Raw genomic sequence first — 15,940 nt, 5'->3', positions numbered from 1 at the left:
AACCAGGTAGCATAACTGGCTTGAAGCAGGATTATTGCTCATGAGTACAGTTATGTTCAGGATAGGACGGATGATGGGATGCATTGGAAAAAGCAATGGATGATGCAGGTTTGTGGTGTGTTGCTTGTAATAGGTGTGTTAAGTGGTTGTGCACTGGATCGACAATATACGCCTGAGCAGATTTTTAAGAGAGCAGTTGCAGGAATGGCTGGCAAAGAGATGGTAACGTTTACTGGACGGACTGCAATTAGAGCAGACAGTGGTCTGCCAACGAATAAGCAGTTTGAATATCGCGGTAGGCTAAGAAATCACGATGAATTGACCATGCACTGGGGTTCTGCAGAGGCTTTCCGTAAGCAAGGTGGCTACACAGCTCTGAAACAAGGTAAGTCCGAGCATGATGTTACACAGGAACGTTTTATTCGTCAGAGTGGGAAATGGGTTTCGCTGACATCCGGTTATCCTCCTGTGGTTGGAAATGGTATGTTAAATCGCTTCAATCCGATTCAGGAGCTTGAGGAATTAAATACACTGAATAAGAGCATTCGTATGGAAACGGGAGCTGCCCGGGGAACTTGGGTGTTGAGGATTGAACCGGAATCTGCTTCGGCAAAGCGCTGGTTGAAAGATCGTTTAATAAAAGAAATGAATACGTTAAACCCTCAAATCGTGATATTAAAAACGCAGCAGACAGGAACGAATCGAGAGCTGCGAAAGAAGCTGAGCCAAATATGGGCGCAAAGTTGTGAGGATATGAATAACCAGCTGGAGCAATCCATTGTGCATACGGTGTATCATTTGACCATAGATCGCCAAACAGGTTTACCCTTAAAGCTTTCATCCGAATGCCAGATTACCCGACAGGGAGAAAATGAAGATCTGCATCAAGAGGCTTTGATAACCAGAGTTACTTTTGAGGACTACAAGTAACGTGGCGGGCGTGATACAATGAATTTTGAATTAACCATCGTTCAAAAAGAATGAAATAGAGAAGGAGAGACACTACATGAAAGATCCTAGAATACTTAAGCTGGCGGAAAATCTGGTAGGTTACTCTGTTGAAGTGCAGCCTGGAGAAAATGTATTAATCGAAATGATTGGTACAGAGCGCGACTTACTTAACGCCATCATTCATGAAGTTGGTAAAAAAGGTGGAAATGTTTTTGTACAACTTACAGACCGTAAGGTACAGAGCACCATGCTTCGTCACGCGACAAAGGAGATGCTGGAGACCTGGGCTGAGATTGACCTTAACCGGATGAAGCAAATGCACTGCTATATCGGAATTCGTGCAGGTGAAAATGTAAATGATTTGTCAGATGTGCCGGAAGATAAAATGAAATTGTATAATTCCATTTATCAGCATGCGGTACATAGCGAACAACGGGTGAAACACACCAAATGGGTAGTGCTGCGTTATCCGAATGACAGCATGGCTCAATTGGCGAATATCAGCACAGAAGCGTTCGAAGATTTTTATTTCGATGTGTGTAATCTGGATTATGCAAAAATGGACAAAGCTCAAGATGCATTGGCAGACCTGATGAATCGGACGGACAAGGTACGGATTAGTGGACCGGGTACGGATTTGAATTTCTCTATTAAGCAAATTGGAGCTATCAAGTGTTCAGGTCAATGTAATATCCCGGATGGCGAAGTATACAGCGCGCCTGTACGTGATTCCGTTAACGGAACGATCAGCTACAATGCACAAACCCTGTATAATGGCATTACTTTTGAAAATGTTAAATTCCGTTTTGAAAATGGTAAGATCGTGGAAGCAACGAGTAACGATACGAAGCGGCTGAATGATATTCTCGATTCTGACGAGGGAGCACGTTATATTGGCGAGTTTGCCATCGGGTTTAATCCGCACATCTTACATCCAATGAAGGATATTTTGTTTGACGAGAAAATCGCCGGCAGCTTACATTTTACACCGGGTCAAGCTTATGAAACAGCGGATAACGGTAATCGTTCATCGATCCACTGGGATTTGGTGTTGATTCAGCGTCCAGAATATGGCGGTGGTGAAATTTATTTTGACGATGTTTTGATTCGTAAAGATGGCATCTTTGTACTGCCTGAGCTGGAGCCATTAAACCCTGAAAATTTAAAATAACGATATCCGTTCTTGCTGAGAAAGCGATTTCAATGTATCATTATGGATGAGTAACGATACATGACAATTCAGTAAAGCGAGGGATTTCTATGTCCAATAATAACGCGGCGGTTGTTGAAATTGCACAGACGGCGAGCAAGTTCACCTCTTCCATCGTCCTTCATTCCGAAAATAAGTATATTGATGTGAAAAGTATACTGGGCTTGTTTACGACCCTAGTCAGCAGCCATAGCTATGAACTACACGTTCATGGACCAGATGCGGAGGAAGCCAAGAAAGCGATCATCGAGGTGTTCGAGAAGCACGGACTTCATATTTCAGTAGCCAGCTAACTTTATTCTTGAAGCAAAAGCATCCCTACCTGTAACTGTAGGGATGCTTTTTTTGTCAGGTTCTTGTATTAGCCTGCAATTTGGTCTAATATTAAGGATAGGACGTCTTGTGCGACATTGAGACATAGGGGGGAAGAATCCATGACTTCATCTGATTTGCAGGAACAATTGAATATCAAGGCTATTAATCTGCTTCAGGAAGATGCAGATAAAATAAAGAAGCTTATTGAAGTACAGATGGAGAATCTGGCAACCCGTTATTGCCCTCTCTATGAGGAAGTGCTGGATACTCAGATGTACGGATTTTCCAAGGAAGTGGATTTTGCGGTTCGCGCTGGACTTCTTCCGGAAATGGTAGGTAAACAGCTGGTCAGTGAGCTGGAACGCAATCTGGCTATTCTATATGAGGCCATGAATAATAAGGCCAATTAGGAAGACGGTTGAATTGATGAGAGCATGCGGAGCTTGAGAGCATGCTTTTTTTGATGCCTTTTTTTAAAAAAATGTTCTTTTAGGATGGTAAAAGCGCATCCCCTTCCACCATCCTAATGAACATTTTAAAACCTTAAAAAGCTACACAAGAAAGAAGGATACACCTAACAATACATACACTACCAATAGCATGAGCCCCTCATACCAGTTGGTTGAGCCGTCTTGGGTGATGGATTTGGCGATAAATACAGCGACAGCAATGGCGACCAGCTCAATAGTAGTGAAAACAATATTCATCGTGTTTCCCATAAAGTAACTGACAAATATCAGCACAGGGGCAACAAATAGCGCAATTTGCAAACTGCTGCCGACAGCTATTTCAACCGATGCACCGATTTTATTCTTCATCGCCAGTAAAATAGCAGCGCTGTGTTCGGCTGCATTACCAATAATAGCGACGAGGAAGGCACCTACGAACAATTCGCTGAGCCCAAATTGGGTCGTAAACACCTCCAGCGTACCTACCAGCCATTCGCTGACAAAAGCGACCATGACGGTAGCAAGTATCAAATAGGCAATGGATTTGTTTCTGGACCATACAGGGGCATGCTCATGTGGTAATTCTTCATCTTTTTGTTCGGTCACATCAGATAAATAGTCCTTATGCGTAATCATAGAAAAAATAAGCCACGCAATATACGCGACAATGAGCGTGCCTGCGACAATGAGGCTGAGCGTATCTGATTCGCTATCCGTGATAACGTGTGTGTTCAAAAAGACAGCTGGAACGAACAAGGCAATAACAGCCACAATCATCAGAGAACCACTTAATCCAGCCAGCGATATATTGAAATTTTGTACTTTGTACTTTAAACCGCCAGCGAACAGACTTGCTCCTAGCACCAACAGCAGATTGCCGATGATAGAACCAGTAAGACTAGCCTTTACCATATCGTAAAGACCTTCTTTAACAAGAAAGATGGCGATGATCAGTTCGGCTGCGTTACCAAAGGTGGCATTTAAGAATCCACCTAAACGTTGGCCAGCATAATGCGCGACGCTTTCGGTCGCCCTGCCGAGGAAACCGGCTACGAATACAACAGAAATTGCACAAATGACAAATTGGGCTATAGCGTTCCAATGCGTGTAATGAGCGACTGCGCTAAGAGCAAATGTCGCTATAAGCAAAGCGGGAGATAACCATTTTTTCAATGAAGAGCACCTCGATATCAATAAATGTGTACAAGTTTGGTGAAAGCTGTCACTTCAGCATTTTGCATAATTCGATTCCCATCGCACATAAGTACAATATATAGACGAACTAAAGCGTTTCGATCTATATATTGCTGATTGGAAAACACTCTTGGGGTTTATGCAAAATGCTCACTTGTATGGATTTTCTAAATTAATATACCCAAAATGATATAGGTTGTAAACGAAAGTTGTTTTTCATACGTAGAGTTTGCATTTGGAGTGGCTGAGGCTTTACAATACAAATAAAGGATGGATGAAGGGGGACATAGGTCATGGCAGAGCAAATTCAACAACTGGAAGCAGGAAACATCAAGATTTCCAACGATGTCGTAGGTAAAATTGCCGGGATGGCCGCATTAGAGACACCGGGCATTGCTGCAATGTCAGGCGGTTTATCGGAAGGCTGGGCCAAAAGGCTGAGCGGTAAAAATGTGCAAAAAGGCGTATCAGTGGAGGTTGGACAGCTGGAAGCTGCCATTGATCTACGTATTATCGTACTCTACGAAACACCTATTCATGAGGTGTCCCGAATTCTTCAGCAAAATGTGCGAGAAGCCGTCGAAAGTATGACAGGTTTGCGGGTCGTGGAAGTGAACGTAAAAGTGGAAGGTGTGGCGTTCAAGGACGACGCAGTGTAATAGAATCAAGGACCGATAATTCTACATTTTTAACCAATTGTATACATGCCGGGAATTCCGTAGGATAACCCGAATAAAAACACGAAAACTGGTGGTTATAGAATCGCCAGTTTTCGTTTTATGAATCAACAGCATAGCCATTTTTGCAGAGGGTTTCCGTATTTTTATACATAACCAAAAGAACTTCCAAAGCCACCGTTGTAAGTGGTCCTTGGAAGTTCTTTTTTTAGCGAAAACGGTTGGTTCTACGAGTTTGAAAGCGATTGGGTACTTCATTACGGACAGCTACCCCTGTGGTGCGTTCCTGCACCGCTTGTTTGGTGTTCTCACGAGAAATACTGAGCATAATGCCCATCGAAAACATCATGACAAGCAGGGAGGAGCCACCAAAGCTGATAAATGGAAGCGTTACGCCAGTGATTGGAATTGTTTGGGTTACACCGCCGATATTAATGAAGGCCTGAATGGCAATCAAACCCATGATACCGGTGCCTACCAACGTTCCGAACGGATCATGGCAACGCAGAGCAATGATCATGCCTCGCCAAATGAAATACAAATATAGCATCAGGAATATGGCTGTTCCGATAAATCCGAATTCTTCACCAATTACAGAAAAGATAAAATCATTAAATGGATTAGGAAGATAATGAAGCTTGATAATACCTTTACCAAATCCTGACCCGTTTAAGCCGCCTTCACCTATAGCTTGCAAGGACTGTACCAGATTGTATCCCGTTCCTTGTCTATATTTCACGGGATTAAGAAAGGCCTGAAAGCGTCCGATTTTGTAATCTTGCTTGGCAGCAGCTTGTCCATCTGTGGTTCCAGAATCTCCCCCAAACAACGACCCAATACCAAATACAATGGAGGCGCCTAGCACGAGCAGAACAATTGATGCTGTAATATGCTTGACACTGGCTCCCCCGGCATAAATAATCAGACCACTCGTAGCAACCAAAATGAAGCAGGAGCCTAAATCAGGTTGAAGCATGATGAGTCCTGCAACACAGCCTACAATGACTGTTACAGGTATGTAGCCAGTCCGCAGATCTCTAAAGCGATCTCCTTTTTTGACAATCAGTGCAGATAAGTAAAGAATGATGGAAATTTTCGCAAGCTCCGTTGGCTGGAAACCAACACTACCAAACCTGAGCCAGCTTTTTGCGCCGTTAAGTGAGCCTGTAAAAAGAACGATGATTAGCAGTAATATAGTTATGAAAAATAAAGGTACAAAAAGCTTTTTATATTTTTCCATCTTAATATTCATAGCTACTAACATAATAAAAAGTCCAAGTACAGCAAATGCAGATTGGCGCTTCACAAAATATAAAGAGTCAAAATTGTATTCTTTATTCAGCAAAGCTACGCTGGAGCTGGAGCTAAATACCATAATTACACCGAATCCAACCAGTAACAAAGTGAGGATCAGCAATTGGAAATCCGGTGTGCCTCTTTTTCGAGTCTCCGGCTTCGTATTTCTCATATCAGCTTCCCCCGGTATTCGCCACAAGGTATATTCCTCGCAGACGGTTATCATTTTATCGTTTACCCATTTTATCATATTATGTTTGATGGGCTTCTGCAACCTCCCTGAAGCAACAGATATCACAACAATTCCATATCTGCTACAATAGGATAAAAATGAAGACTTGAGAGCAGCGGTGCATACGTGGTGACGCTGCATGATGAATCGGGAACTTGCCCGGTGCTTTAAAAGGAGAGGTGGAGCATTATGACACAACATGCGCTAGACAAGACCTGGTTTGACCAGTTGCAAGAAAATATGGTGGAGTGGCGTAGACATTTACATAAGAATCCCGAAATTTCCTTTCAGGAAAGCAAAACCGCAGCTTTTGTAGCGGATAAGTTGGAGAGTTGGGGAATCGAGATTCGCCGTCAGGTAGGGGGACACGGTGTTGTAGGCACCATTCGTGGTGCTAAACCCGGGCCTGTCGTCTTGCTGCGTGCCGATATGGATGCTCTTCCTATTCAGGATGAAAAGGAATGTGAATATCGCTCCAACGTAGACGGAGCCATGCATGCTTGCGGCCATGATGGACATACATCCGCGCTACTTGGAACGGCTTACTATTTCAGTCTGAATCGGGACGAGCTGCAAGGAGAAATTCGGTTGTTGTTCCAACCTGCGGAGGAATTGCTGCCTGGCGGAGCGGTCAGTGTAATAAAGGATGGTATATTGGAAGGTGTGGACGTCATTTATGGTATCCATTTATGGACACCTTTTCCTGTCGGGACGGCTGCGAGTTGTGCAGGGCCGCTGATGGCGGCGGCAGATGATTTTTATATTGAAATCACAGGTAAGGGTGGGCATGGTGGGATGCCCCAGTCCACTAAGGATAGTGTCGTGGCGGGTTCAGCTCTTGTCATGCAATTGCAAAGTGTCGTAAGTCGTTCAGTCGACCCATTACGACCTGCCGTGCTGACGGTGGGAACCATCCAAGGGGGCTCTGCGCAAAATGTGATCGCAGAAACGTGTCGCTTGAGTGGAACGATTCGTACGTTTGATGAGGAGACACGAACGGTGATGAAGGAGCGACTGCATGAGGTAACAGAGCTCACAGCCGCAACATACGGTACAACAGCACAGGTTCGCTATATTATGGGATACCCACCAGTTGTCAATGACGCACATGAAGCATCTCGTTTCTTTAATGAAGCAAAATCTGTTTTCGGCAAGGAGAATGTACAGGAAGCGTCGAAGCTGATGCCTGCTGAAGATTTTGCGTATTATTTGGAACGTGTGCCAGGTTGCTTCATGTTCGTAGGAGCGGGTAACCCAGCTAAAGGAGCGGTTTATCCACACCATCATCCTAAATTTGATTTTGATGAGGATGCTATGATTAACGCGGTTCGTTTGTTTATTGCGATGTCTACGGGATACGCTGCGGAACGAAAAGCAGGGGCAATTAAGGGCTAAAATGAGTGGAATTGGGAACGGTTCAATCTGGAGTATGAGCTGAATGAAATGGGGTACCCTACTCTTGAAAAGGAGGGAGTACCCATGAAAAAGGTTCAGGAAGTTATGACTAAAGAATGCGTAACGGTTACCCCGCAGGACAATATTTATGAAATTGCGGTCAAAATGAAGGACAATGATACTGGTTTTATTCCGGTTGTGGAAAGCGAAGGCAGTGATAAGTTGATCGGCGTAGTAACGGACCGTGATCTTGTCGTTCGCGGTTATGCGGCTAAAAATTCGGGTTCGGGTTCAGTCGATACGGTTATGACGACAGGTATTCGTACAGCCAGTGCGGACATGTCGGTGGACCAAGCAGCTGAACTGATGGCGGAGCAGCAAATCCGTCGGTTGCCTGTGACGGAAGGAGACCGTCTGATCGGGATTGTCTCGATCGGGGATTTGGCTGTTCGTAATATTTTTGCAGACAACGCTGGAGAGGCGCTTAGTCATATTTCCGAGCAGGTCCACTAGAAGAATAATTAAGGTAGGCATTTGTTTGGGAGGTCTTTACCCCGGGCGTTAAATCAGGAGTTCAACCCGAATATGGGTTGGGCTCCTTGCTATTCTGGTTGATATTCGAATAAACGGATAAGCTATTTATTATATAACTGAATCAATTTCATAATACCTTTAGCTGCTTCAATCAAAACTAGTTATAGATCAAAATGATTCGATTTGTCTGTATCTAGTTACAACCACCAAACTTTAATGAGTTATGAAATTGATTCAACTTTAAAATGATGTATTGTTAGATTATCAGGAGGTAGTCATGAATCCAGATCATCCTTGTATTGTACAACGTGATTTTACCGTTCTGCTGGAAATGGGCTTGCCCGGTTCGGAATGGGCTCGTTCACAGTTGCAGATTTATGCGGAGCTGGTTAAAAGTCCGTCCGCTTTTCATACATACCACATCACTCCACTGTCTTTGTGGAATGCAGCTGCCCTCGGATGGAGTGCTGAGGACATTCAAAATAGTTTGTATTCCATGTCCCGTTGGGATATTCCACGTGATTTGTTGAATGATATTGAACAGCTCGTTTCTCGTTATGGGACGTTGACGCTTTCACGAGGTACGAAAGAAGACGGAGATATAAAGACAGGGAAAGCCAACAGCTATACAATAGGTGATCACTTGATCTTGGCAGCAGAGACCCCCGCTTTACTGGATGAGCTACTGACCAAGCAAGAGCTAAAACAGCTTGGTTTACTTCGCGTTGATGAGGAAAGCGCATCGGTCCCGCCCGAAAATCGGGGCTTGCTCAAGCAGGAATTAACTCGCTTGGGATATCCCGTTGTGGATACGGCAGGCTATCTTGAAGGGAATCAGCTTAGTTTTACCTTGGGAAAGGGACAAACGAAGTTGCAGCTTCGTGATTATCAAGTAAAGGCCGCTGATGCGTTTGAAGGAGCGAACGGCTTAGGGGGTAGTGGTGTACTGGTGCTTCCATGCGGAGCTGGAAAAACAGTGATAGGCATGGCGGTGATGAATCGGCTTCAGTGTGAAGTGCTTATTCTAACATCTAATACTACTTCTGTACGGCAATGGGTAGAAGAATTAAAGCAAAAGACGGATATTTCTGCCGATTCCATCGGGGAATATAGTGGTCAGAAAAAAGAAGTGCGCCCGATTACGGTGGCAACCTACCAAATTTTGACACACCGTCGCACCAAGGATGGGGATTTTGAGCATATGAAACTGCTGAGTGAGCGGAAGTGGGGACTCATTATATATGATGAGGTTCATTTGCTGCCCGCGCCAGTATTCCGGGCGACGGCTGACATTCAGGCTACCCGTCGTTTGGGGTTAACGGCCACGCTGGTTCGAGAGGATGGTTGTGAACGGGATGTGTTCTCTTTAATTGGGCCCAAACGGTATGATATGCCATGGAAGGAGCTGGAGCGACAGGGCTGGATCGCTCAGGTCGATTGTGTGGAGTTGCGGCTTCCAATGACAGCTGAACTTTTGGAGCGCAGTATGCGTGCTGAGGGCAGACAGCAGTACCGAATTGCAGCCGAAAATCCGATCAAACTGGAGGCGGTGCGTAGCCTGATGCAGCAGCACAGTGGTTTGCCCACGCTCATTATTGGTCAATATTTGGACCAGTTGCGTACATTGGCTCAGGAGCTCGGTGTCCCACTGATTACGGGTTCAATGAGCCAGACGGAGCGGGTGCGTTGGTTTGATGCATTCCGCAAGGGTGCAATTCGGACCCTATTGGTGTCCAAGGTTGCAAACTTTGCGGTGGATCTGCCGGATGCAGCAGTAGCCATAGAGGTATCGGGCAGCTTTGGCTCTCGCCAGGAAGAAGCGCAGCGACTGGGACGCATTTTGCGACCAAAGTCAGGCGAGAATAAAGCTTATTTTTATGCTCTAGTGACGGAGAATAGCAAGGAGATGGATTTTGCAGCTCGTCGTCAGCTGTTCCTGATTGAGCAAGGCTATGAATATGCGGTTCGCAGATTTAGTGTGACAGAGGCTATTGGAAGCAGGGATGCTAAGTCTGGAGATCGTGGAAAGAAAAAGGAGGCCTAATCAAGAATGGGCGTAACGAACACGCAAGACAGCTGGAATGAGCTTTCATCGGATGAGCTGCTGGTACTTAGACGATGCTTTATTCGGCACGCGGGACAGCCCATGAAGGAAGAAGAACCTATACAGCTTACCCGGGGATCGTTAAGCGGAGTCGAAACGAAACTGGCACTGCGTGGATTACGTGCCCGGGGCTGGCTGGAGGCTGTTACCAAATCGTGGGGCGAACGAATTTTATATATCCCGGTTTATCGACTACCGGATCTGTACGATATGTTGTTAGAGGAAAATCCAATGAACATGATGCATTCGGATCATCCGATAACGGTACATGAATCAATGACAGGCCTGGAGTCGGAATTGCTGCATGCGTTGTCACGTATTGCAGTACAGGGCGTCCCTTTGACGGCCAAAGGAACCATACATAAGCGATCATTGCAAAAATTGAATGAACTGACCCCCTTTCGCCCGGAGGACCTGATGGGTCTTGGGTTGCATTATGCGCATGCAGAGCTGTATCCTGTGCAAACGGTGGTCATGATGGATTTGCTACTCAGTTTGGGGCTGTTAGTGAAAGAAACGGTGTCTTTTCGCATTCAGGAAACGGAACTGGCGACTTGGATTCGTTTGTCTGCTTGGCAAATGCGCAAGCATATTTTTGCTACACTCATGGAAAGATACGGTAAAGCCGAAGCGTCTATGCAGCATTTTCGCTATATGCTGTGTGCCGTCTCCCATTATATAGGAAAAGAAGGGTGGATATCTATCAAGTGTCTGCTGCAATGGATGCTTCAAGTAGGCCTAATCCAGCAGGAGAGTACGAGCGGAGCTGATTCCAAGAACAGTGCCCTTTTAGACCTTATTCCTACAACCTCAAATTCGGAAGGGTTTGCGGGAGAAACGGGTCCTGATTTTAATTTTAATGGATCTTTCATGGAGGGATTGAAGGGTTGGCTGAAGGCCCTGACTGCGTTTGGAATGGGTGATTGGGGCCAGACTGTATTGGGTAAACTGTGTTTTCGCTGGAATGTATCTGTGTTAGACATGCTTCGTCCCAATAATTACGAGGATACACATCAACAACAAGGTACTTTTTATGTACAACCTGATTTTGAAATATTGGTTCCACCAGATGTGGCATATGATGTGCGCTGGCGACTGGAATGCTGCTGTGAACGTGTAACAGGAGATCGGATGGTAGTATACCGGATCACCAGAGAAAGTGTTACAGAGGCAATCGAGTTAGGGATGGAAGCCAAGGCAATTCCTGCTCTACTGGACAAGTTCAGCCGGACAGGCGTGCCTGATCATGTACGTATGGCGGTAGAACAGTGGGCAGGCGATGTCGGACGGACGGCTTTTGCAACGGTAACACTTTTGCGATGTGGCACACAGGAGGATGCAGACATGGTTGCACGCCATCCCGCGCTGGAAGGATTGCTGGAACGGCTTGGCGCCAAGGACTTTATTATTCCGGCGAGCTCTGCTGTCAAAATACGAAAAACGCTTGCTGCAATAGGATTAGGTCCACGTCGTGAACCCGAAGGTGTGGACGAGCCAACTCATCATTATCCACTGATTTCGGAAACAGAGAACATAAGTTCAGGCAGCCTCAACAGTGAAATGGAGTCCGAACCTACTCAAGCCCGTTCTATATTTTCCCAAGAGGGAAGAGCAGGTTTGGTTTATACAGGGCGAACGCTGCATTTTTACGAACAAGAGCATACACTGCCTGATCCGTCTGACTATTTTCCAGAAAGATCTACAGTCCCCTCCTCATGGACAAAAGAATGGAGGAGTTACCATACTTCCACTGCCCGGCAGTTGATCGAGCAAGCCATTCGTTGGCAGGCTGCTGTGGGGCTGCGAATCGGTGGGAAAGAGGTTAAATGGATACCGGAGGCGGTGGTTCCCGGTGCACCATGGGGTGTCACAGGCTGGTATGCCTCAGGAAGGGATGACGAAACACTTTCTCCTGCGACCTTACAGCCAAGTGAATGGTCAGACATGCGCTTGCTGGTTCCTTTTACATAGTAGGGCCAGGAAGTGCATGAAACTCCTTCTTCTCAAAAGAAGGATGTGGTATGATAAATGAGTCTACTTTTACAGGGTAGAACTTTATATAAAGTGAGATGAACATTCATGAGCGTAGCCGAATTGAACACGGTCAATATGGCAGAAGTGCTTATTAACGCCTATGAATTGGGCGATATGGTCAACCGATCCTTTGAGGTATCGGATTATTTATATTGGAAGCAGCGTGTGGAATTGAATCCGTCTATTCAGGCGTGTGTACGCAAGCTGGATGCCAAAAAGGAGCTATTCGCGGAAACGGAGCGTTTTGGGCATTTTCATCCGAACTATCATGAAGCGAAGGATGCAGTGCAGGTCGTTGAGCTGGAACTGGAACAATTCGTGGATGTTAAGGAGTTCAAACGAGCCGAAAAGGCGCTGGATGATATGCTTCATGCCATGTCTGAAACGATTGCATATTCCGTGTCCGAGACTATTAAGGTGCCGAGCAACGATCCGAATGTGAAAAAAGGCGGATGTGGCAGCGGAGGGAAATGCTCCTGTGGATAGGTCATAGGAATGATACCGAGTGGAGGGGAGATGAAGCGAATGTTTGCCGAGCGGACAGGGTACATCATTTGGGTAAGCGATATCAAGGCTGCCCGCAATCTGGAGAAATACGGAAATGTCCACTTTATTTCAAAGCGTATGCATTATGTAGTGATATATATGAATGCGGATCGGGCAGAAGACACCGTTAAAAATATTCGCAGACTTTCCTATGTGCGTAAGGTCGAGCGCTCTTTTCGAAATGAGATTAGGACGGATTACAACGACGATAAGGAAAAGATGAAAGAATATGAGATATAAGATCAAATGTCTATAAATTGTAAACTTTTCTTGAAAGGTCAGCCTACAGGCTGGCTTTTTTTTGTGAAGTCAGGACTTTTGCATAATGGTCTTGATGCTGTTAGACCTAAAAAATCTTTAAATATCACCCATAAACTTCAATTTTGTAACTTGTAGTCCCGGGTCTGTTGAGGTAACATATGAATATATTGGTAGATATAAAGACCTATCTGGTGGGGAGAGTGATCCCGTGCGTGACAAAGCAATGCAGCGATGGAGTACATACGAACCGTTCTATGTGGAGATGGGCGATAAAAAAGTCGCCGATATCGTGATAACAAATCATGCGAAAACACGTTACTTAGATCGGGTAGAGCAGAAACAGTCCGAGACGAATCATATCGCCGCCTGGCTTTGGGAATGCCTGAAGCAAAACAGGATGGAGTCCTATTATCATAACGAAGAGGATGTATATTTAATTGATGGTGATCTGGTCGTCGTGGCCGAATTTGGAGAGTTGCCCGGCGAGATGGATATTGCGGGGAATCCGCTTCACAAAATGATTGTCATTACCTTTTTGGGCCGGATGTCGGAGACCATTGAATTAAGGGATTTGAAGTCATACTATTCATGGTTACGCCATTCGCGGCGCATGACACTGATGAAAAGCACTCGTAAGCAAAAATAGACGGTCATTTGGAGAACGGCTTCAGATGAAAAAATCTCCAAACTTCCTGAATACCGTTAAGTTTAAGTAGAAAGTATGCAGTTATTAGCTGCATGCTTTTTTTATTTTCCAATAATAAAACTACCCAATTCAGTAAGTTTACTTGGAAATGCTTCGACAGACGTTTTTCTTATGTTAAAATAGGGAGAACAGAGGGGAGAGGGCTGTCAGTATGAACTTTCATCAGTTGCACATTTTTTATACCGTAGCGGAACGCGGGAGCTTCTCGGCGGCGGCACAAGCGCTGCATATGACACAACCTGCGGTGACGATGCAAATTCAGTCTTTGGAAGATTATTTTGGCACAAAACTGCTGCAACGTTCGACTAAAAAAATCGAACTTTCAGAGGCGGGAGCGACACTCCTGCCTTTTGCGAAAAAAAGCATGCAACTGATCAGGGAAGCTGACGAGGCGATGTCTGCTTTTACTCACATGTTGGAGGGAAGATTGCATATTGGCGCCAGCCTAACGATTGGTGAGTATATTGTACCCAGAATGCTGGGACCGTTTGGTCAGGAATACCCTCATATACGCATGGCGATGAATGTGATGAATACAACTCAGATTATGGATGATATACTAAAACATCAGCTGAATTTAGGACTGATTGAGGCCCCAGTCCAGCATCCGGATATCGTGGTGGAACCTGTGATGCAGGACGAACTGAAATTGATTGTGCCTTCAGGACATGCGCTGGCCAAGGCTAAAAAAGTGGTTCTGGAAGATGTGTTCAAGCATCCTTTTGTAGCCAGAGAAAAGGGATCTGGTACACGTCAAGTAATAGAAGATGAGCTGAAAAATCGTGGTATGGATGCCTCCCGACTTGGGATTGTAATGGAGATGGGGAGCACTGGAGCGGTTAAATCGGCGGTGGAGGCTGGACTGGGTATTACCATGCTATCACCATCTTCGGTGAAGCATGAAGTTGCGCTCGGATTATTGAAAATTGTAAATATTTCAGATATCACGTTCAAACGAGAATTTTATGCAATTCATTTGAAGTCGGCGTTGTTGCCGATTCCGGTAGTAACCTTCCTGTCTTACTTGCGTCGTCATGATCAGGGAACGGACGTCCTGAGGGACTCGCAGGACGAGCTTGCAAAGGTGAAAGAGAAGGAGGATGTATAATGAAGGAGCAGATTAACGTAAAACGATATGATTTACACACACACACCCAAGCATCTGACGGAATGCAACCACCTGCAGATAATGTGCGCTGGGCCAAGGAAAAAGGACTGGCAGGTGTGGCCATTACAGATCATGATACGGTAGCTGGCCTGGAGGAAGCTCTGGAAGAGGGAAAACGCATAGGAATTACTGTGGTGCCAGGAGTGGAAATTAGTACTCGAGCTGGCGATAAGGATATTCATATACTCGGTTATTTTATGGATTACCGCAATAAAGTGTTTTTGGAACGGTTGGAAAAGCTTCGCCAGGCACGGGATACCCGTAATGATTTGATTTTGAGTCAATTGCGTAGTCTGGGTGTGGAAATCACACTGGATGAAGTGGTGGCTACGATGGGCAGACCGCTGGCACCAGATGAAAGCATTGGACGTCCGCATATGGCGGATACGCTGGTTCAAAAAGGATATGCGAAGGATATGCGGGACGCGTTTGACCGTTACTTGGCGGAAGGAGCGCCCGGATATGTGTCTGTACCCCGTGTAGAGCCTGCGGAGGCCATAAACTGGATTCGTGAAGCAGGAGGGGTACCTGTGGTGGCCCACCCTGGCTTGTACGGAAATGATGAGCTGGTTCGTTCTATTATAGAGGAGGCGAAGCCTGCGGGCTTGGAGGTGCGACATTCGGACCATGATGCTGAGGCTGAGAGCCGATATACTGCGATGGCGGCGCAATATGGGCTCATTGCAACTGGCGGCTCGGATTTTCACGGCGCGCGTCAAGGTGTTATTTTTCACGGTGATCTGGGTAGCCGTAGTGTGGAAGGGCAGGTAGTCGAGGAATTGAGGAAGGCTGCTGTTGGACAAAAGTAAATAAAAAGCCCCTTGCCTTATGCATGGAACACAAGAAGTGTATCGTGCAAAGAACAAAG

Annotated in this window: 16 protein-coding genes; 14 read left to right on the top strand and 2 right to left on the bottom strand. The window is 45.6% G+C overall.

Annotated elements, in window-relative coordinates; all coding sequences use genetic code 11:
- Positions 1–78 precede the first annotated feature (78 nt).
- From MKY98_RS16055 to MKY98_RS16040, 4 genes are all read left to right on the top strand, one after another.
- Positions 79–930, top strand: coding sequence for a hypothetical protein (locus tag MKY98_RS16055; RefSeq protein ID WP_141695450.1), 852 nt, complete (start codon positions 79–81; stop codon positions 928–930).
- A gap of 76 nt (positions 931–1,006) precedes the next feature.
- The gene (locus MKY98_RS16050) at positions 1,007–2,122 is read left to right on the top strand and encodes an aminopeptidase (RefSeq protein WP_029517644.1); all 1,116 of its coding nucleotides are present in this window, start codon (positions 1,007–1,009) and stop codon (positions 2,120–2,122) included.
- An 89-nt stretch (positions 2,123–2,211) separates the two neighbouring features.
- On the top strand, positions 2,212–2,454 hold the full coding sequence (locus MKY98_RS16045) for an HPr family phosphocarrier protein (RefSeq protein WP_013310915.1): 243 nt from the start codon (positions 2,212–2,214) through the stop codon (positions 2,452–2,454).
- A 141-nt stretch (positions 2,455–2,595) separates the two neighbouring features.
- Positions 2,596–2,886, top strand: a complete 291-nt coding sequence (locus tag MKY98_RS16040; RefSeq protein WP_007431028.1) for a YlaN family protein — start codon at positions 2,596–2,598, stop codon at positions 2,884–2,886.
- A 141-nt stretch (positions 2,887–3,027) separates the two neighbouring features.
- On the opposite strand, the gene cax is transcribed toward MKY98_RS16040, so the two are convergent.
- Positions 3,028–4,098, bottom strand: a complete 1,071-nt coding sequence (cax, locus tag MKY98_RS16035; RefSeq protein ID WP_029517643.1) for a calcium/proton exchanger — start codon at positions 4,096–4,098, stop codon at positions 3,028–3,030.
- Positions 4,099–4,412: 314 nt separating this feature from the next.
- On the opposite strand from cax, the gene MKY98_RS16030 reads away from it, so the two are divergent.
- The gene (locus MKY98_RS16030) at positions 4,413–4,778 is read left to right on the top strand and encodes an Asp23/Gls24 family envelope stress response protein (RefSeq protein ID WP_013310912.1); all 366 of its coding nucleotides are present in this window, start codon (positions 4,413–4,415) and stop codon (positions 4,776–4,778) included.
- Between the two features lie 226 nt (positions 4,779–5,004).
- Here the strand turns inward: MKY98_RS16030 and ftsW are convergent, their stop codons facing one another.
- Positions 5,005–6,264 (bottom strand): putative lipid II flippase FtsW, encoded by a 1,260-nt coding sequence (gene ftsW / locus MKY98_RS16025; RefSeq protein WP_069010581.1) that lies wholly within the window; start codon positions 6,262–6,264, stop codon positions 5,005–5,007.
- A gap of 249 nt (positions 6,265–6,513) precedes the next feature.
- On the opposite strand from ftsW, the gene MKY98_RS16020 reads away from it, so the two are divergent.
- From MKY98_RS16020 to MKY98_RS15980, 9 genes are all read left to right on the top strand, one after another.
- Positions 6,514–7,719 carry a M20 family metallopeptidase gene (locus tag MKY98_RS16020; RefSeq protein WP_069010582.1) on the top strand — a complete coding sequence of 402 codons (1,206 nt, stop codon included), beginning with the start codon at positions 6,514–6,516 and terminating at the stop codon, positions 7,717–7,719.
- Between the two features lie 84 nt (positions 7,720–7,803).
- Entirely contained in the window at positions 7,804–8,232 is a 429-nt protein-coding gene (locus MKY98_RS16015; protein ID WP_029517640.1) for a CBS domain-containing protein, read from the top strand.
- A 298-nt stretch (positions 8,233–8,530) separates the two neighbouring features.
- Positions 8,531–10,297: a DNA repair helicase XPB gene (locus MKY98_RS16010; RefSeq protein ID WP_069010583.1), complete on the top strand. Its 1,767-nt coding sequence runs from the start codon at positions 8,531–8,533 to the stop codon at positions 10,295–10,297.
- Positions 10,298–10,303: 6 nt separating this feature from the next.
- Entirely contained in the window at positions 10,304–12,328 is a 2,025-nt protein-coding gene (locus MKY98_RS16005) for a helicase-associated domain-containing protein (RefSeq protein WP_069010584.1), read from the top strand.
- A gap of 108 nt (positions 12,329–12,436) precedes the next feature.
- A complete protein-coding gene (locus tag MKY98_RS16000) occupies positions 12,437–12,877 on the top strand; it encodes a YlbF family regulator (protein ID WP_013310906.1) in 441 nt (146 codons plus the stop codon).
- Between the two features lie 39 nt (positions 12,878–12,916).
- Positions 12,917–13,177, top strand: a complete 261-nt coding sequence (locus tag MKY98_RS15995) for a YlbG family protein (RefSeq protein WP_029517637.1) — start codon at positions 12,917–12,919, stop codon at positions 13,175–13,177.
- A gap of 229 nt (positions 13,178–13,406) precedes the next feature.
- On the top strand, positions 13,407–13,844 hold the full coding sequence (locus MKY98_RS15990) for a hypothetical protein (protein ID WP_025717787.1): 438 nt from the start codon (positions 13,407–13,409) through the stop codon (positions 13,842–13,844).
- Positions 13,845–14,055: 211 nt separating this feature from the next.
- The gene (locus tag MKY98_RS15985; RefSeq protein WP_069010585.1) at positions 14,056–15,012 is read left to right on the top strand and encodes a selenium metabolism-associated LysR family transcriptional regulator; all 957 of its coding nucleotides are present in this window, start codon (positions 14,056–14,058) and stop codon (positions 15,010–15,012) included.
- On the top strand, positions 15,012–15,881 hold the full coding sequence (locus MKY98_RS15980; protein ID WP_039270856.1) for a PHP domain-containing protein: 870 nt from the start codon (positions 15,012–15,014) through the stop codon (positions 15,879–15,881). Before MKY98_RS15985 ends, MKY98_RS15980 begins: the two co-directional genes overlap by 1 nt.
- The last annotated feature ends 59 nt before the right edge of the window (positions 15,882–15,940 follow it).

Source organism: Paenibacillus sp. FSL M8-0228 (genome assembly GCF_038007385.1).
Taxonomy (GTDB): Bacteria; Bacillota; Bacilli; order Paenibacillales; family Paenibacillaceae; genus Paenibacillus; species Paenibacillus polymyxa_D.
The sequence above is the reverse complement of the archived record's forward strand: the minus strand, read 5'-3'. Positions and strand labels throughout refer to the sequence as shown.